The organism is Nocardiopsis sp. NPDC055824, assembly GCF_053616335.1.
Window position 1 is genome coordinate 17,146 of record NZ_JBSHDN010000054.1, and the last position, 17,350, is coordinate 34,495.

The 17,350-nt window shown below is 74.2% G+C and carries 17 protein-coding genes; 10 read left to right on the forward strand and 7 right to left on the reverse strand.

Annotation, left to right across the window (positions count from 1 at the left end; translation table 11 throughout):
* The first annotated feature begins 39 nt into the window (after positions 1 to 39).
* Entirely contained in the window at positions 40 to 825 is a 786-nt protein-coding gene (locus ACWGL3_RS13770) for an amidohydrolase family protein (protein ID WP_344181848.1), read from the forward strand.
* Positions 826 to 1,032: 207 nt separating this feature from the next.
* Here ACWGL3_RS13770 and ACWGL3_RS13775 read toward each other — a convergent pair whose 3' ends face one another.
* From ACWGL3_RS13775 to ACWGL3_RS13785, 3 genes are all read right to left on the reverse strand, one after another.
* The gene (locus ACWGL3_RS13775) at positions 1,033 to 1,872 is read right to left on the reverse strand and encodes an alpha/beta fold hydrolase (protein ID WP_452461334.1); all 840 of its coding nucleotides are present in this window, start codon (positions 1,870 to 1,872) and stop codon (positions 1,033 to 1,035) included.
* Positions 1,873 to 2,112: 240 nt separating this feature from the next.
* Positions 2,113 to 3,495 (reverse strand): xylulokinase, encoded by a 1,383-nt coding sequence (gene xylB, locus ACWGL3_RS13780; protein ID WP_267945449.1) that lies wholly within the window; start codon positions 3,493 to 3,495, stop codon positions 2,113 to 2,115.
* 119 nt (positions 3,496 to 3,614) lie between these two features.
* On the reverse strand, positions 3,615 to 4,562 hold the full coding sequence (locus tag ACWGL3_RS13785) for a sugar-binding transcriptional regulator (RefSeq protein ID WP_267945448.1): 948 nt from the start codon (positions 4,560 to 4,562) through the stop codon (positions 3,615 to 3,617).
* Positions 4,563 to 4,768: 206 nt separating this feature from the next.
* On the opposite strand from ACWGL3_RS13785, the gene ACWGL3_RS13790 reads away from it, so the two are divergent.
* From ACWGL3_RS13790 to ACWGL3_RS13810, 5 genes are all read left to right on the forward strand, one after another.
* A complete protein-coding gene (locus ACWGL3_RS13790; protein ID WP_344181854.1) occupies positions 4,769 to 6,130 on the forward strand; it encodes an ABC transporter substrate-binding protein in 1,362 nt (453 codons plus the stop codon).
* A 63-nt stretch (positions 6,131 to 6,193) separates the two neighbouring features.
* A complete protein-coding gene (locus ACWGL3_RS13795) occupies positions 6,194 to 7,120 on the forward strand; it encodes a carbohydrate ABC transporter permease (protein WP_267945446.1) in 927 nt (308 codons plus the stop codon).
* Positions 7,117 to 7,998, forward strand: a complete 882-nt coding sequence (locus ACWGL3_RS13800) for a carbohydrate ABC transporter permease (RefSeq protein WP_452461335.1) — start codon at positions 7,117 to 7,119, stop codon at positions 7,996 to 7,998. Before ACWGL3_RS13795 ends, ACWGL3_RS13800 begins: the two co-directional genes overlap by 4 nt.
* Positions 7,998 to 8,993, forward strand: coding sequence for a zinc-dependent alcohol dehydrogenase family protein (locus tag ACWGL3_RS13805; protein ID WP_344181858.1), 996 nt, complete (start codon positions 7,998 to 8,000; stop codon positions 8,991 to 8,993). The genes ACWGL3_RS13800 and ACWGL3_RS13805 overlap by 1 nt, the downstream gene beginning before the upstream one ends.
* Before the next feature lie 14 nt (positions 8,994 to 9,007).
* The gene (locus ACWGL3_RS13810; RefSeq protein WP_352984900.1) at positions 9,008 to 10,099 is read left to right on the forward strand and encodes an ABC transporter ATP-binding protein; all 1,092 of its coding nucleotides are present in this window, start codon (positions 9,008 to 9,010) and stop codon (positions 10,097 to 10,099) included.
* 153 nt (positions 10,100 to 10,252) lie between these two features.
* Here the strand turns inward: ACWGL3_RS13810 and ACWGL3_RS13815 are convergent, their stop codons facing one another.
* From ACWGL3_RS13815 to ACWGL3_RS13830, 4 genes are read right to left on the reverse strand one after another with little or no spacing between them, the layout of a single operon-like run.
* Positions 10,253 to 10,768, reverse strand: coding sequence for a flavin reductase family protein (locus ACWGL3_RS13815; protein WP_267945443.1), 516 nt, complete (start codon positions 10,766 to 10,768; stop codon positions 10,253 to 10,255).
* Between the two features lie 40 nt (positions 10,769 to 10,808).
* Entirely contained in the window at positions 10,809 to 11,372 is a 564-nt protein-coding gene (locus tag ACWGL3_RS13820) for an NAD(P)H-dependent oxidoreductase (RefSeq protein WP_267945442.1), read from the reverse strand.
* Between the two features lie 23 nt (positions 11,373 to 11,395).
* A complete protein-coding gene (locus ACWGL3_RS13825) occupies positions 11,396 to 12,559 on the reverse strand; it encodes an LLM class flavin-dependent oxidoreductase (protein WP_267945441.1) in 1,164 nt (387 codons plus the stop codon).
* Between the two features lie 25 nt (positions 12,560 to 12,584).
* The gene (locus ACWGL3_RS13830; RefSeq protein WP_267945440.1) at positions 12,585 to 13,835 is read right to left on the reverse strand and encodes an SfnB family sulfur acquisition oxidoreductase; all 1,251 of its coding nucleotides are present in this window, start codon (positions 13,833 to 13,835) and stop codon (positions 12,585 to 12,587) included.
* A 703-nt stretch (positions 13,836 to 14,538) separates the two neighbouring features.
* Here ACWGL3_RS13830 and ACWGL3_RS13835 point away from each other — a divergent pair.
* From ACWGL3_RS13835 to ACWGL3_RS13850, 4 genes are all read left to right on the forward strand, one after another.
* The gene (locus ACWGL3_RS13835) at positions 14,539 to 15,078 is read left to right on the forward strand and encodes a cupin domain-containing protein (RefSeq protein ID WP_267945439.1); all 540 of its coding nucleotides are present in this window, start codon (positions 14,539 to 14,541) and stop codon (positions 15,076 to 15,078) included.
* Positions 15,075 to 15,497, forward strand: a complete 423-nt coding sequence (locus ACWGL3_RS13840; RefSeq protein WP_452461336.1) for a rhodanese-like domain-containing protein — start codon at positions 15,075 to 15,077, stop codon at positions 15,495 to 15,497. The genes ACWGL3_RS13835 and ACWGL3_RS13840 overlap by 4 nt, the downstream gene beginning before the upstream one ends.
* Positions 15,498 to 15,748: 251 nt before the next feature.
* Positions 15,749 to 15,904 carry a hypothetical protein gene (locus ACWGL3_RS13845; RefSeq protein ID WP_267945437.1) on the forward strand — a complete coding sequence of 52 codons (156 nt, stop codon included), beginning with the start codon at positions 15,749 to 15,751 and terminating at the stop codon, positions 15,902 to 15,904.
* Positions 15,904 to 17,163 carry a YeiH family protein gene (locus ACWGL3_RS13850; RefSeq protein WP_452461337.1) on the forward strand — a complete coding sequence of 420 codons (1,260 nt, stop codon included), beginning with the start codon at positions 15,904 to 15,906 and terminating at the stop codon, positions 17,161 to 17,163. The genes ACWGL3_RS13845 and ACWGL3_RS13850 overlap by 1 nt, the downstream gene beginning before the upstream one ends.
* Positions 17,164 to 17,350 lie beyond the last annotated feature (187 nt).

The following is a 17,350-nucleotide window of genomic DNA, read 5'->3' on the forward strand; positions in this document are numbered from 1 at the left end:
GTCCGCCCGACCGTCCCCACCCGTGAAAGGCGATCCGCCGTGAACGCACCCCGCCCGCTGTTCGACGCCCACCTGCACATCGTCGACACCCGCTTCCCGCTGGTGGCCAACGGCGGCTACCTGCCCGCGGAGTTCACCGCCGAGCACTACCGGCGGCGCGTGGCGGACCTGGGGGTGGTGGGCGGGGCGGTCGTCTCCGGATCCTTCCAGGCCTTCGACCAGGGCTACCTCCTGGACGCCCTGGAGCGGCTGGGACCCGGGTTCGTCGGCGTCACCCAGATCCCCCACGACACCCCCGACGCCCGCATCGCCGAACTCGCCGCCAAGGGGGTGCGCGCGGTCCGGTTCAACCTGCGCCGGGGCGGTTCGGAGGGCGCCGAGCACCTGGAGGCCCTCGCCCGGCGTGTGCACGCCGTGGCCGGGATGCACACCGAGCTCTACGTCGACGCCCGCGACCTGGGGCGGATCGCCGACACCGTGGCCGCGCTCCCGGCGGTGAGCGTGGACCACCTGGGCCTGCACGCCGACGGTCTTCCGGACCTGCTCCGCCTGGTGGAGCGGGGGGTGCGGGTCAAGGCCACCGGTTTCGGGCGCGTGGACCTGGACCCGGTGGCGGCGATGCGCGCGGTGCTGGAGGTCGACCCGTCCGCGCTGATGGCCGGCACCGACCTGCCCTCCACCCGCGCGCGACGGCCGTTCGAGGACACCGACCTGGACCTGGTCTCCCGGGCCGCCGGGGAGCACCTGGACGCGGTGCTCCACGACAACGCCGCCGCCTTCTACCGCGTGGGGAGCCCGGGGGAGCGGCCGTCCCGGCCCCTCTGACCCGGCTCCGCGGAGGCGGGCGGGGGCCCGGGCCCCCGGCTTCTCCCGCGAGGGCCCGCTTTCGCCGGCCCCGGGACGGGCTGTCCCGGCCGAGCCACCCGAGGAGTTCCCCGTCGCCACCACCACGTGACCCCGAGGCGTCGGGACCGGCTGCAAGTACAAGGTCACCGGGGGCCGGGGCGCGCGCCGGACCGGCCTCCGACCGGCTCACCGCGCCCGGACGGCGTCCGACCCGAGGAAGGCGAGCACGAGCGTGACGACCCGCTCGGGGAACTGGTCGTGCGGGTAGTGCCCCGCGCCCTCGATCATCTCCAGGCGTCCGAGGCCGGACGGCAGGGCGTCGACGATCGCCGTCCCCTCGGCGTGCGGGTCGGCCCAGTCGGGGTCGAGCGTGCCCATCACGACCAGGACCGGGCAGCGGACGCCGCCGAGGTGCGCGCCGGCGTCGGCCGGGGCGCTGCGGCCCATGTTCTGCAGGGCCTTCATCCGGCCAGGCTCGCGCAGCATGGAGTCGATGCGGTCGAGCCGCTCGGCCCAGTGGTCCGGCTTGGCGCCGGGGTAGGCCACGTCGAGGTAGGAGCGCCAGAGCGGCACGCTGCCGAGCACTGCCGCGCCGAGCAGCCGCAGCATGCCCTGCCGGAAGCGCCTCACCCGCAGGTCACTGAGGCCGATCGTCTGCTCGCGGGTGAACGGCGCCAGCTCGACGACCGCGGTGACCAGCGAGGGCTCCTGTGCCGCGGCGATGGTGGCGGCCCCGCCGGAGAACGAGTGGCCGACGAGCACGGCCGGGCCGCCCAGGTGGCGGATCACGGCGAGCAGGTCCGCGGCGACGGCGGTGCGGCTCCATTCCGGCCAGTCGACGCCGGACTCCCCGCTGCCGCGCATGTCCACGGCGGCGACCCGGTAGCCCGCCGCCACCAGCGGCGGGACCACGGCGCGGTAGGCGGCGCGGCTGTCGCCCATGCCGTGCGCGAGGACGACCAGCGGCCCGGTGCCCGACACCTCGTAGGCGATCGTGCCGCCGTCGACGGCGAGGTACTCGGTCATGGCATCCCCCAAGTGGCTAAGTGCGTTAGCTAAAAGCTAATGGCATTAGCCAGCCTTGTCAACGGCGTGTCCGCCGGGGGATCCGCGTCCCCGGCGGCACGCGGGACCGCCCGTGCCGTCGCGCGGGGGCGGCGCCGACCGCAGGGCGGAGCGCGGAGCCCCCGCCGCGTCCACATCCCGCACCCGCATCCGAACGCACCCGTGCCCCCGCCCGAGCCGGGCGGGGGCACGGGACCGGGGTCAGACGCCGTGGAGGGACCCGCGCGCCTCCGCGTAGGCGCGCCGTACGAGGGGCGCGTCGACGGGCTCCAGCTCGGCGCCCTCGCCGAGGTCCCAGACCGGCGGCTCGGCGGTGCCCGCCAGTGCCCAGGCCGCCTGGCGGGCCGCGCCGACCGCGACGTACTCGGCGGGCGGCGGCACCGCCACCGGGACCCCCAGGACCGTCGCCGCGACCTCGCGGACCGCGGCCGACCGGGCGGCCCCGCCCACGAGCAGGACCCGCCCGACCGGCACGCCGGTGCGGGTCATGGCGGACAGGCCGTCGGCCAGCCCGCACAGCATCCCCTCCACCGCCGCGCGCGCGACGTTCTCCGGCCGCATGTTGGCCCGCCGCAGCCCGTGCAGGGAACCGGCGGCGTCGGGCAGCACCGGTGTGCGCTCGCCGTCCAGGTAGGGCAGGAGCACGACCCCCTCCGCGCCCGGTTCGGCGGCCAGCGCGAGCGCGTCCAGCCCGGCCAGGTCCACGCCGAGCATCGCCGCGGTAGCCCCGAGGACCCGCGCCGCGTTCAGCGTGCACACGAGCGGCAGGTACCGCCCGGTCGCGTCGGCGAACCCGTTGACGATCCCGTCCGGGTCCCGGCTCGGCCCCTCGCTCACCGCGAACACGGTCCCGCTGGTCCCCAGGGACACCACGGCGTCGCCCGGCCGCAGCCCCAGCCCCAGGGCGGCGCCCATGTTGTCACCGGTCCCGGGGGCGATCACCGCGCCCGACGGAGTGTGCCCCACGACCTCGGAGGGCCCGGCCACCCGGGGCGCCTCCAGTTCGCGTCCGAACGCTTTGGCCATCAGGTCGGTGCGGTAGGACCCCTCGGCCGGCGACCAGTACCCGGTGCCCGAGGCGTCGCCCCGGTCGGTGACGGGGTCGGCCCCGCCGCCGGCCAGCCGCCAGGTCAGCCAGTCGTGGGGGAGCATCACGCGGGTCGTGCGGGCGGCGTTCTCCGGCTCGCGCTCGGCCAGCCAGCGCAGCTTGCTGACGGTGAGGCTGGCGTTGGGCACGTTGCCCACGGCCCCGGCCCACTCCGCGGGCCCGCCCAGTTCGCCGATCAGGTCCAGGGCCGCCTGCGCCGAGCGGGTGTCGTTCCACAGCAGGGCCGGGCGGACGACCCCGCCGTCCGCGTCCACGGCGATCATGCCGTGCTGCTGTCCGGCGACGGCGACCGCCGCCACGTCGTCGAGCAGGCCCGAGGAGGCCTCCTCCAGGGCGGTCCACCACTCGCGGGGGTGGACCTCGGTTCCGTCGGGGTGCGGTGCGCGGGCCTCGCGCACCACCGCTCCGCCGTCGGCGTCGCAGACCACGATCTTGCAGGACTGGGTCGAGCTGTCGATTCCGGCGACCAGTGCCATGTCGGCTCCGTGAGGGTGAGGGGGTGGGTGTTCGGAGGGTGGCGGTTCGGAGTGGGAGGAGGGTTCGGCGCGCGGGCCGGTGCGTGGAGGGGAACGGCCGGGGCGGGCCCGCCGGCGGCTCAGAGGACCGCCGCCTCGATGAGCGTGCGCGCCGTCGTGGTGTCGGTGACGAGGGAGGACACCACACCGGTCTTGAGCACGGAGTGGATCGCCTGCGCCTTGCCGGCGCCTCCGGCGACCGCGACGACCTCGGGCACGTCGCGCAGCTGCTCCAGGGTGATGGCGATGATCCGCGAGGTCAGCTCCGGTGCGGTCGGTGTGCCGTGGACGTCCACGGTCCGGGCGCACACCTCGGCCTGCACGCCGTCGCGTTCGAGGGCGGCGCCCTCGGCCGGGGAGAGGGCGTCCCGGACCAGGGACAGGGTCGGTGACCAGGATCCGATGGCGACCACCGCCTTGTCCAGCTCCGTGTAGCGCTGCATCGCCCCGGCCACCTGGGGCTGGGCGCGCAGGGCGTCGGCGGTCGCGGGGTCGGAGACCACGAGCGGGGCGTAGATGGGGTAGGCCGGGCCGCGCGCCAGGCTGGCGACCCGCCGGACCAGCTCCACCGAGTTCTCCTCCACGCCGCCGGGGAGCACGCCGGTCAGCTGCACGACCGTGCACCGGGGCAGCTCGTCCAGCGCCAGCGTCATCGCGTTGAGCGTGCGCGAGCAGGCCAGACCCAGGGTGTCGTCCTCCTCCAGGATCTCGGTGAGGTACTCGGCCGCGATCCGCCCCAGGCCGCGGTGCATGGCGCCGCCCTCGCCGGGGTCGACGACCGCGATCGCCTGGTGCAGCCCGTAGGCGGTCCGCAGCTGGTGGGAGAGGTCGGTGTCGACCTCGGTGGGCTCGGCGATCTCGATGCGCACGATGCCCGCCGCGCGCGCGTCGTCGAGGATGCGCGCGACCTTGAACCGGCTGATCCCGAAGTCCTCGGCGATGCGGATCTTCGACTCCCCGGCGATGTAGTACCTGCGCGCGATGGCGGTGGCGCGGATCAGTTCCGCCGGTCGGAACGCGGGTTTCATCGACATCCTCCAGGGGTTCGCTCATATGAGCATGCTGACGCTCATTATTGCATCCCGTCTTGACCCGTGATGCCAGTCACAACTTAAATGGGCCGCACGTTGCTCATCTGCTCAGGAGTCTGCTCATCTGAGCAGACCCGTGGCGGCCTGACACCCCCACGGGACACGGCTCCCCGCAACCCGGGCCGCCCCCCAGGAGGAAGAACATGCTCACACGCACGACGCGGCGCGGACTTCCCGCCGTGGCCGCCGCCACCGGCCTGGCGCTCCTCGCCACCGCTTGCGCCGGCGCGGGAGGCGGCGGCTCCGACGGGGAGCGCGTCGTCACCGTCGCCACGGTGGCCAACCCCCAGATGGACGACATCCAGGCCCTCGCGGACGAGTTCAACGCCTCGCACCCCGGCATCACCGTCGACTTCGTCGTCCTGCCCGAGAACCAGCTCCGCGACCGCGTCACCCAGGACATCGCCACCCGGGGCGGCCAGTACGACGTGGTCACCGTGGGCACCTACGAGGTGCCCATCTGGGCGGAGAACGGCTGGATCCTCGGCCTCGACGAGTACGCCTCCGACCCCGACTACGACATCGACGACATCATCCCGACCGTGCGCTCCGCCCTCTCCCACGAGGACCGGATGTACGGGGCGCCCTTCTACGGCGAGTCGTCGCTGCTGATGTACCGCGAGGACCTGTTCGAGGAGGCGGGCCTGGAGATGCCCGACGAGCCGACCTGGGAGGACGTCGCCGCCTTCGCGGAGGAGCTGGACGACCCCGAGGGCGGCGTCTCCGGGATCTGCCTGCGCGGCGTCCCCGGCTGGGGAGAGCTCCTCGCCCCGCTCAACACGGTCATCCTCACCCACGGCGGCCGGTGGTACGACGAGGACTGGAACGCGCACCTGGACTCCCCCGAGGTCGAGGAGGCCGTCCGGACCTACGTCGACCTGGTGGGCGGGTACGGGCAGCCCGGGGCGCCCAACGCCGGGTTCACCGAGTGCCTGACCACCATGGCCCAGGGCGACGCCGCCATGTTCTACGACTCCACCGTCGCAGCGGGCAACCTGGAGGACCCCGACTCCAGCAGCGTCGCCGGCGACATCGGCTACGCCCCCGCCCCGGTCGCCCGGACCGAGCACGCGGGCTGGCTGTGGGCATGGGCGCTGTCGATCCCCACGACCTCCACCGACCCCGGGGCCGCCTGGGAGTTCGTCTCCTGGGCCACGTCCCGCGAGTACCACCGCCTGGTCGGGGAGCGCCTCGGCTGGGAGCGCGTGCCGCCCGGCGCCCGCGTCTCGACCTACGACATCCCCGAGTACCGGGAGGCGGCCGAGGCCTTCGCCGGTCCCACCTACGAGGCCATCGGCAACGTCGACGTGGAGCGGCCCGGCCTGCACCCGCAGCCGTGGACCGGCGTCCAGTACGTCGCCATCCCCGAGTTCCAGGACCTGGGCACCCGCGTCTCCCAGGAGATCTCCGCGGCCATCGCCGGACAGCAGTCCGTCGAGGAGGCGCTGCGCAAGTCCCAGGAGTACGCGGAGGAGACGGCCCTGTCCGGCGGCTACCGCGACTGAACCGGGTCCGGGCCACCCCGGCCGCACCACACCGCCACCGCCACGACACCTTCGAGGAAGCCCATGACCGCTCAGACCACGCCGGACACGGCGCGGCGCGGGCCCACCACGCGCGAACCCGCGCGGGGGGAGCGCTGGATACGCCGGACCCCGCTGCTGCCGGGCCTGCTGTTCGTCATCGCGATGACGCAGATCCCGTTCCTGTTCACCGTCTACTACAGCTTCCAGGACAGCAACCTGCTGCGGCCGGACTCCGGCTCCTTCGCCGGGATCGCCAACTACGGCCGGGTCCTGGGGGACCCGCTCTTCCGCAACGCCGTCGCGAACACGGTCGTCCTGACCGCCGGCGCCGTCCTGCTCTCCCTGGCCCTCGGGCTGGCGCTCGCGGTCCTCCTCGACCGCTCCTTCCCCGGCCGAGGGGTCGTGCGCACCCTCCTGATCACACCGTTCCTGGTCATGCCCGTCGCCGCGGCACTGCTGTGGAAGACGTCCGTGTACCACCCCGTCTACGGACTGCTCAACTGGGCGCTGTCCCCGTTCGGGATCGAGGCGGACTGGGTCAACGACTTCCCGCTGCTGTCCGTCGTCATGGTCCTCACCTGGCAGTGGACGCCGTTCATGATGCTCATCATGCTCGCCGGCCTGCAGAGCCAGTCGCCGGAGGTGCTGGAGGCGGCGCGCGTCGACGGCGCCCGGCCCCTCGCCGTCTTCCGACGCATCACCTTCCCGCACCTGCGCCGCTTCGTGGAGCTGGCGCTGCTGCTCGGCACGATCTACATCGTCCAGACCTTCGACGCCGTCTACATGATCACCCAGGGAGGCCCCGGCCAGGCCAGCACCAACCTGCCCTACTTCATCTACCTGCAGGCCTTCCGCGCCTTCGACGTGGGCGAGGCCGCGGCCGCCGGGGTCATCGTGGTGGCCGCCACCCTGGTCGTCGCCATGTTCGCCCTGCGGGTGGTCTCCAGCCTCTTCGAGGAGGAGTCGTGACAAGCGTGACCGAGGCGCCGGCCCCCGCCGCAGCCCCCGAGGCGGGGCCCGCCCCCCGCAGGCGCCGACGCCGGCCGCTCCGCCCCGCCGCGGGCCTGCTCGCCTGGGCCGTGGGACTGCTGTTCTTCTTCCCGGTCCTGTGGATGTTCCTCACCGGGTTCAAACAGGAGTCGCAGGCCTCCACCGACCCGCCGACCCTCTTCTTCCGACCCACCCTGGACCAGTACGCCGCCGTGCTCGGCCGCGACTTCGTGCCGTACCTGCTCAACTCGCTCCAGGCCTCGGTCCTGTCCACGCTCCTGGCCGTCGTCCTGGGCCTCCCGGCCGCCTACGCGCTCTCACTGGTGCGCATCTCCCAGTGGCGGGACTCGCTGTTCTTCTTCCTGTCCACCAAGCTGCTGCCGCCGGTGGCCATGATCCTGCCGCTCTACGTCATCGCCCAGAACCTCGGCGCCCTGGACGACGCCCGCACCCTCACCCTCGTGTACACGGCCATGAACATGCCGATCGCGGTGTGGATGATCCGCTCCTTCCTGGTCGAACTGCCCAAGGAGGTGCTGGAGGCCGCCCGGATGGACGGCGCGCCCAGGCTCACCGAGATGCGGCGCGTCATCCTGCCGATGATCGCGCCCGGACTGGCCGCGACCGCCCTGATCTGCTTCATCTTCGCCTGGAACGAGTTCTTCTTCGCCGTCAACCTCACCGCCACCCGAGCCGCCACCGTGCCCGTGTTCCTCGTCGGCTTCATCAGCGGCGAGGGGCTGTTCTGGGCCCGCCTGTCCGCCGCCTCCACCATGGCGGCCCTGCCCGTGATCATCGCCGGATGGACCGCCCAGCGCTGGCTGGTCCGCGGCCTCTCCCTAGGAGCTGTGAAGTAATGCGTGCACTCGTCGTCAGCGAACCCGGCCACTTCTCCCTCGAGCGGGTGGAGGACCCCGCTCCCGGCCCCCGCGAGGTGGTCGTCGCCCCCTCCGCCGTGGGCGTCTGCGGCACCGACCTGCACATCATCGACGGGGAGTTCGCCCCCACGCCCTACCCGATCGTCCCCGGCCACGAGTTCGCGGGAACGGTCGTCGCGCTCGGATCGGAGGTCACCGGCCTGGCCGTGGACGACCGCGTGGCCGTCGACCCCTCCCTGTTCTGCGGCGCGTGCTCCAAGTGCGTCGTCGGCCGGGGGAACCTGTGCGAGAGCTGGAACGCCATCGGCGTCACCGGCCCCGGGGCCTGCGCCGAACTCGCCGTCGCCCCCGCCGCGTCCTGCTACCCGATCCCCGAGCACATGCCCTTCTCCCACGGCGCGCTCATCGAGCCCCTGTCCTGCGCGGTGCACGGCTTCGACCTGCTCCCGGGCCGGGTCGGGGAGCACTACCTCGTGTACGGGGCGGGAACCATGGGCCTGCTGATGGCCCAGCTCGCGCGTTCCGCCGGGGCCGCGAGCGTGTCCGTCGTGGACCCCAACAAGGACCGGCTGGCGGTGGCCGCCTCCCTCGGTGCCGACGCCGTCGCCCCCGGCCCCGACGAGCTCGACCGCCGCGACTGGGAGGTCGTCGTCGACTGCACCGGCGTGGTCGCCGCCATCGAGGACGGGCTGACCCGCGTCGCCCGGGGCGGCACCTTCCAGGTGTTCGGGGTGGCGCCGGCCGAGGCCACCGCGTCCTTCTCGCCGTTCCGCGTCTACAACGACGAGATCACCGTCGTGGGCAGTATGGCCGTCCTGCACAGCTACGGGCGGGCGGTGGACCTCATGGCCAAGGGCGTGGTCGACGCCGACGCCATGGTCACCGACACCTTCGCCCTGGACGGCTTCGGCGACGCCGTCGACGCCTTCCGGGCGGGCCGTGGCCGCAAGCTCCAGATCAACCCCCAGCTGTAGAGGAGGGATCCGCCGTGGCATCGGTCGGTTTCGAGAAGGCCACCCACTTCTACCCGGGCACGGAGGCGCCCGCCGTCGACGAGCTGAGCCTGGAGGTGGAGGACGGGGAGTTCCTGGTGCTCGTGGGTCCCTCCGGGTGCGGGAAGTCCACCTCGCTGAGGATGCTCGCGGGGCTGGAGGAGGTGGACTCGGGGACCATCCGCATCGGGGGCGAGGACGTCACCGACAGCAGCCCGCTGGAGCGCGACATCGCGATGGTCTTCCAGTCCTACGCGCTCTACCCGCACATGTCGGTGGCGCAGAACATGGGGTTCGCCCTGGAGATGGCCAAGGTCGCCAGGCCGGAGCGGGAGCGCAGGGTCCTGGAGGCCGCCCGGCTCCTGGACCTGGAGCCCCTGCTGCACCGCAGGCCCAAGGCGCTCTCCGGGGGGCAGCGCCAGCGCGTCGCGATGGGGCGCGCGATCGTGCGCGAGCCCCGGGTGTTCCTCATGGACGAGCCCCTGTCCAACCTGGACGCCCAGCTGCGCGTGTCCACCCGCACGCAGATCGCCGCGCTCCAGAAGCGGCTGGGCGTGACCACCGTCTACGTCACCCACGACCAGGTCGAGGCGATGACCATGGGCGACCGGGTGGCGGTGCTCAAGGACGGGGTGCTCCAGCAGTGCGACAGCCCCGTGCGGCTGTACGAGCACCCCGCCAACGCCTTCGTCGCCGGGTTCATCGGCTCCCCGGCGATGAACCTGAGGGAGTTCCCCCTGAGCCGGGAGGGGGTCCGGGTCGGCGACGCCGCCCTGCCGCTCACCCCCGGCCAACGGCGCAGGCTCGCCGACGAGGGCGCGTCCTCCGCGCTGCTGGGCTTTCGCCCCGAGGCGGTCGACCTGGTGGGGGAGGGCGAGGGGTTCGCGATGGAGGTGGGCCTGGTCGAACACCTGGGCGCCGACTGCTACCTGTACGGCGGCCTCCCCGGGCATCCGGCCGACGGCGATCTGGTGGTGCGGGTGGCGCCGCACGCGGCTCCGGCGGCGGGTGCGACCGTGCGCCTGGGCGTGCGCCCCGGACGGGTGCACGTGTTCTCGCCGGGAACGGGGGAGCGCCTGGACGGCTGAGCGCCCCGCCGCCGCCCGGCCTCCGGGCGGCGGCGGGCTCCACGGTCCGGACGACGCCCCCTCATGCGCGGGAGGCCCCTCCCGGTGGCACGGCCCTCCGGGGGCACCCCGTGCCAGGGACGCCCCCCGAGTGCGGCGCGGTACGGGAAGGGGTCAGCGCAGGGCCGAGACCCCGCCGAACGCACCCCGGTGGTAGACGAGCGGCGGACGCGGGTCGTCCAGCACCAGCGTGTGCGTCACCTCCCCGACCACCAGCCAGTGGTCGCCGATCAGCCGGGTGTCGAACCGGGAGCAGACCAGGTGCGCCGAGGCCCCGTCCAGCAGCGGGACCTGCGACGGCCCCCGGCTCCACGCCGTCGGCGCGGCGAACCGGTCCTCCCCCCTGCGGGCGAACCGGTCGGCCAGGTCGGACTGCTCCTCGGTCAGCAGCTGCACCCCGAACTCGCCCGCCCTGCGCAGCGCCGGCCAGGTCGTGGAGGACTCCGCGATGTAGAAGGACACCAGCGGCGGGGCGAGGCTGACGCTGGTGAAGGAGGTGGCGGTCAGCCCCACGGGCCGCCCCTCCACGCTGGCGGTGATGATGACGACCCCGGCCGGGTGGTTGCGCAGCGTCGCGCGGAAACGGTCGGCCTCCGCCAAGGACGGGGAAGCGGTCTCGGCGATACTCAACGGACTCTCCCTTGTGGTGGGTGAAGAGAGGGGGGAGGACTCAGGCGGCGGCCGACCGGGTGCGCACCGCCGCGCGCAGCACGGGGGCCGCGCGCCCGGCCCACGGCGCGAGCACCCCGTCCAGGCGCGGAGTGCCGTCGGTCCCGCCGTCGGAGGGGACCGCGTCCTGGAGCAGGGCCAGTCCGGACGCCGGAACGGTCGCGCCCAGTTCGAGCAGCAGCGGGCGCAGGTGCACGTCCACGGCCAGGGTGTGGGCCGCGGACGCCATCACCAGCACGGGCACGGCCGTCACCCCCGCCAGCCCGCCGGACGGCAGCAGGTCCAGGAACACCTTCAGCAGACCGGTGTAGGTCGCCTTGTAGGTGGGGCTGGCCACGACCAGCAGGTCGGTGGCGCGCACCCTCTCCAGGGCGGCCTCCACCTCCGGCTGCGGGCCGGGGGCGAGCAGCAGCTGCCGGATCCGCGACAGGTCGAGCAGGTCGTCCGGTCCGGGCACGTCCGGCAGTCCGGCCGCGTCCGCGGCGTGACGGGCCACGGCCAGGCCGGCGGTGGCGGTACGGGAGTTCGGCCGGGGATTGCCGACGAGGACGGTGGTGGTGGTCATGGCGGTCTCCGGTGCGGGGGCGGTCAGGACGTGGCCGGGGCGGACACGGCGAAGGGGACGTGGGGGGCGGCGGACTCCTCCCCTCCCTCCGGGTGCTCCCACAGCCCGCGCTCCCGCAACAGCGGCAGTACCCCCTCGCCGAACCAGTAGGCCTCCTCCAGGTGGGGGTACCCGGACAGGACGAACTCGGTGGCGCCCGCCCGGTGGTACTCCTCGATCAGGTCGGCCACCTGGGCGTGGCTGCCCACCAGTGCGGTGCCGGCCCCGCCCCTGGCCAGGCCCACACCCGCCCACAGGTTGGGGTGGACCTCCAGGTCGGCGGCGCTTCCGCCGTGCAGTTCGAGCATCCGGCGCTGGCCCTCGGACTCGCTCATGGCCAGGTGGTGCTGCACCTGCCCCACGGTGTCGGGGGCCAGCCCGTCGAGCAGGCGCTGGGCCTGCGCCCACGCCTCCTCCGCGGTGTCCCGGCTGATCACGTGCAGCCGCACGCCGTAGTCGAGTGTGCGGCCGCGCTTGGCCGCCAGGGCGCTGACCCGGTCGATCTTGTCGGCGACCGCGCCGGGCGGCTCACCCCACGTCAGGTACGTCTGCACGCGGCGGGAGGCCACGTCGAGCGCGGCGGGGGAGGAGCCGCCGAAGTAGACCGGCGGCAGGGGGTCCGGCGCCTTCGCGAGCCGGGCCCCCTCCACCGTGACGTGCTCCCCCCGGAAGTCGACGGTCTCCCCGCGCCAGAGCCGTCCGACCACCTGGAGGAACTCGTCGGTGCGCGCGTACCGGGCGTCCTTGCCGAGGAAGTCGCCGTGCTGCCTCTGCTCGGCGGACTCGCCGCCGGTCACCACGTTGAGCAGGAGACGTCCGCCGCTGAGCCGCTGGTAGGTCGCGGCCATCTGCGCCGCCAGGGTGGGCGAGAGGAGCCCGGGGCGGAACGCCACCAGGAACTTCAGCCGCCTCGTGCTCCCGGCCAGCATCGCCGTGGTCAGCCAGGCGTCCTCGCACCACGCGCCGGTGGGGGTGAGGACGCCCTCGAACCCCAGCCGCTCGGCGGCTCCGGCGATCTGGGCGAGGTAGTCCAGGGTCGGCTCGCGGGTCCGCCAGGCCGAGGCCACGACGTCCGCGCCGTGGCCGCCGCCGACGATGCCGCGGCTGTCCCCCTGCGTGGGCAGGAACCAGTGGAAGGTCAGGGGCATTGAGGGACGCTCCTCCGTTGCGGGATCAGATCTGACCGTGCCGCGGTGGGCGGCGACGGTTGAGGGAGTACTCCCCGACGTGCTGGACCTTCCAGCGCACCGGGTCGTGGACGGTGTGGGTGCGGGCGTCGCGCCAGTGGCGGTGCAGGTTCTCGGAGTCGGCCGCGGCCCGCGTGCCCGCCACCTCGAACAGGGCGGAGGAGACCTCCACGGCGGCCCGTCCGCCGGCGACCTTGGCGGCGGCCACGGCGACCGAGGCCTCTGCGGTGGCGTCCTCCGCGCCGGGGGCGCCCCCGGCCAGGACGGCGTCGGCGGCGTCCACCCGGTCGGCGGCGGAGGCCAGCAGGGCCTCCGCGGCGCGCACCTGGATCTCCAGCTCGCCGAACCGGTGGACGAGCAGCGGGTCCTCGGGCGCGGTGTCGACGCCGCTCTCGAACCAGGGGCGGCTCTTGGAGCGCACGAAGGCCGCCGCCTCGGCCAGGGCGCCGCGCGCCGCGCCGACGTCGATGGCGGCGTGCAGCAGCTGCGCGAACGCGCCGTAGGTGGTGGGCCCCTCGAACGTCAGGTACTGGGGCAGGACCAGGTCGTCGGGCACGGCCACGTCGGCCAGGTGCACCGTTCCGCTGGCGGTGGTGCGCTGGCCCATGCCGGCCCAGTCGTCCTCGACGCGCACGCCCGGGGCGTCGGCCGGGACGAAGGCGATGTGCGGGCGCGGTCCGTCCGGGGTGGCCGCGGGGGCGACCACGGCGATCCAGTCGGCGAGCAGCGAACCCGTGGCGTAGTACTTGCTGCCGTTGACCCGCCAGCCGTCGCCGCCGCGCTCCAGGCGGGTGGCGTGGGTGTGCGCGGTCCTCCCGGACCGCTCGGCCTGGGCGTTGGAGACGAGCGAGCCGGAGAGGACGTCGCCGAACACCCGGGCCCGCGCGGTCCCGCCCCCGCGCAGGCGCAGCGCGTTGAGGAACGCGAAGTGCGGCTGCGGGATCTGCGCCAGGCTGAGGTCGGCGGTGCCGAGCAGGCGCAGGATCTCGGCGACGGTCCCGGCGTCCGCGCCGGCCCCGCACAGGGCGCGGGGCACGGTGATCCCGAGCAGGCCCGACCGGGCCAGCTCGCGGACCTGCTCCCGGGGCAGACAGCGGTCGCGGTCGCGCCCGGAGGCGCCCTCCGCGAACCGGGGGACCAGGGCGCGGGCGGCCTCGACGGCCTCCGCGTCCGAGGCGATGATCCGGACCTCGCCGCCGGTCGTGCCGGGGGTGGGGCCGGTGACGGTCTCGGACATGGTGAACCTCCTGCTGGGACGCACGCCGACGTGTGCCAGTAAATACCTACCGGAATTATGGGGAATCAAAGCACAGGTCGGTGTGCGGCGGGCGGCGGTTCCGTGTCCTCGGCGTGGTGTTCGACCAGGAGTGCCGTGCGGGGGCGGATTCGGTCGGGGGCCTGTGCGGGGTACGCGGCGGTCCCTGTCGGATGTCGGGCATCGGGTCGGCCTCCCGTCCGATCGCGCGGCGTGGAGGGCGTTCCGGGCCGAGGGTCGGGCGGCTCCGCGCATGGCAGCCCCCTCGGCCCGGAACGCCGGGACCGGCCTCGCGTTCGTCCACCCGGCGGGGTGGCCCGGGCGGCGCGGGTGGTCGGCGGGTCCTGGCCGACGGCTCCGCGATTCCGTCGGCCTCGTCCACCAGCCTGATCCGCTAACCCCATTTTGTCAACCGAAAAAGTAGGGAATCTTCGGTGGTGTGTGCGGGAGGAGTGGGAACGTGCAGGTCGGGCGGGGTGTGTCGAGGGGTGTGGTGACGCCGGGGCGGGTGTGACACGTGCGACGGGAGGCTCCTACCAACTAAACCTGTAGGGAATGTGGTTTACTGCGGTCATGGCAGTCAGAACACCGTCACACCTGCGGCCCCCGGCCTTCGACGGGCACTGTTAGCGGCCGCCGGACCAGCGCAGACTCCGACCGCCCACGAATCCGAGAGCAAGAACCCATGACCGACACCGCAGCCGCGCCCGCCGCGCCGACACCGCTCACCCTGGACCGCCTGTCCGAGCTGACCGCCGCGGTCGCCGAGGAGGTCCGCCAGGGGCTCCACGAGATCCGCTTCGACGCCGAGAACCGCTGGTCGGTCCGCCTGCGCGCCGACGACTACACCGACGTCTGGCTCATCTCCTGGACGCCCGACCAGTCCACCCGGCTCCACGACCACGCCGGTTCGCTGGGCGCGCTCACCGTCGTCGCCGGGGAGCTGGTCGAACGCTACTGGGACGCCGGCCTGTGCGAACGCACCCTCGCAGACGGCGGGGGCGGCCGGTTCCCGCTCGGCCACGTGCACGACGTGGTCAACGCCGCCGCCGCGCCCGCCGTCAGCGTGCACGCCTACTCGCCGCCGCTGACCGCCATGCACTACTACGAGGTCAGCGGCGACAACGCGCTGCGCCGCACCGGCAGCATCCTGACCAGCGACCCCGAGCCCGACGTCCCCACGCTGGACGCCGTGCCCACGGCCGGGGCGGGGGAGCGGCGGTGAGCGCGATCGAACGGCTCCTCGACGGCAAGCGCGCCCGACTCGAACGGCTCTCGCCGGCCGAGGCGCTGCGCGCCCAGGGGGAGGGCGCGCTGCTGGTCGACACCCGGCCCGCCGTCAACCGCGAGGCCGAGGGGGAGATCCCGGGGGCGCTGGTGATCGACCGCAACGTCCTGGAGTGGCGGCTGGACCCCAGCAGTCCCGACCGGGTGCCCGAGGCCGACTCCGTTGACCGGCTCATCGTGCTGTTCTGCAACGAGGGGTACGCCTCCAGCCTGGCCGCCGTCCAGCTCCAGGAGCTGGGGCTGGCGAGGGCCACCGACATGGCCGGCGGTTTCCGCGCCTGGCGCGCCCGCGGGCTGCCCACCACCGGGCCCGTGCTCCGCGCCGAGTCCGGACCCGGGGCCGCACACCGGGGCTGAGGTTCCGGCTCCCCGCGCCGGGGCCGGTCCCGTCGCCGTGTGCCGGACACGGGGGCCGTGCTCCCCGTATCGTCACCGCCGGGCCGTCGGGCCCGGTCCCACGCCCCTTCCGGGCGCCGGAAGCGGGTCTGGCGCCTTGCTCGGCCATTAACTACACTAAATGAGTATGTTTAGTGTAGTTAGTCGCCGTTCCGGTCGTATCCCGTCCCGTCCCCCGAGGGCGCCCCCGCGCCCGGAGATCGAGGAGAACCATGAGCGAGACACCCACCACGCCCGCTTCCACGCCCGAACCGGCTCCCCCGCGCCCCCGGTGGCGGATCGGCGAGGACTGGGCGGCCACCGTCACCGGACTCGTGCTGCTCGGCCTGGCCCTGCTCGGGGTCATCCCGGCGGGACTGGTCCCCTGATGGCCATGCACACCCCCGGCCCCGGAGAGGACGCCTCCCGGGCCGACGGCGCCGGCGCGACCGGGACCGCGGACGGCACTGCGGTCGGCCCCGACGACACCACCGGCGGCCCTGAGGGCGGCGTGACCGGCGACGGCGGGGCCGACGCCCGGGAGGACGCGGATGCCCCGCGCGGACCCGGCGCACCGCTCTGGTCCGCCCTCGGCCTCCTCGTGGTCCTCGCCCTGGCCGCGGCCACCCGCTTCCTGGAGTCCTGGGTCCCCGCCGCCGCGGAGGGGTCCCCGCTGGGCGGCTTCGCCGAGGCCGTCGAGTACCCCGTCTACGCGATCCTGCTCGGCCTGCTGGGCAACCTGGTGCTCTCCCTCCTGGGGGTGCGCGACCGGCTGGCCCCGGCGTTCAGGACCGAGTTCCTCATCAAGACGGGCCTGGTCCTGCTCGGCTCCACGGTCCTGTTCGACGTCATCGCCCAGGCCGCCGGGCCCGCCGTCCTCCAGGCCCTGTTCCTGGTCACGTCGGTGTTCCTGTTCACCTGGTGGGTGGGCGGCAAGCTCGGCCTGGACGACCGGCTGCGGGCGCTGCTCGCCTCGTCGGTGTCCATCTGCGGGGTCAGCGCCGCCATCGCCGCAGCCGGAGCCGTGCAGGCGCGCAGGGAACAGCTCGCCTACACCGCGAGCCTGGTCATCCTGTTCGCCGTCCCCTCGATCTTCCTGCTGCCGTGGCTGGTCGGCGTGCTCGGACTGAGCACCGCCCAGGCCGGCGCGTGGATCGGCGGCAACATCGACACCACGGCGGCGGTCGCGGCCTCCGGGGCGATCGTCGGCGAGGAGGCCCTCCAGATCGCCTCCATCGTCAAGGCCACCCAGAACGTCCTGATGGGCGTCGTGGCGGTGCTGCTGACCGCCTACTTCGCCTTCCGGGTCGCCCCCGCCGAGGGCGGCGGCGCGGTGGAGCGCCCCGGCCTGCGCACCCTGTGGGACCGGTTCCCCAAGTTCGTGCTGGGGTTCCTGGCCGCCTCGGTCGCCGCGACCCTGTGGTCCAACGGCCCGGCCGCCGACCCGCAGGCGGGCCTGGACACCGCCAGGGCCCTGCGCGACTGGTTCCTGATCGCGGCGTTCACCAGTATCGGCCTGGAGTTCAAGCTCGGCTCGCTGCGCGAGGCGGGCTGGCGGCCGATCGGCGTGTTCGGCCTCGCCACGGTGTTCAACCTGGCGGTCGGACTGCTGCTCGCGGTGCTGCTCTTCCGCGGCTTCGCCTTCTAGGGGCGTCCGGCCGGGCCGCTCCGACCGGCGGAGGAGAGGGGCGCGGCGTGTCCGGGCGGAGGCGCCGCGCCCCGCCGTGTCCGGGAGGCCCGCTCCCCGGACGCCGGCGGCCGGTTCCGGCGGCTGACCGCTTCCGCGGGACCGGGCGGTCCCGACGGCCGTCCCGCGGAGGGGCGGGTCTCCGGTG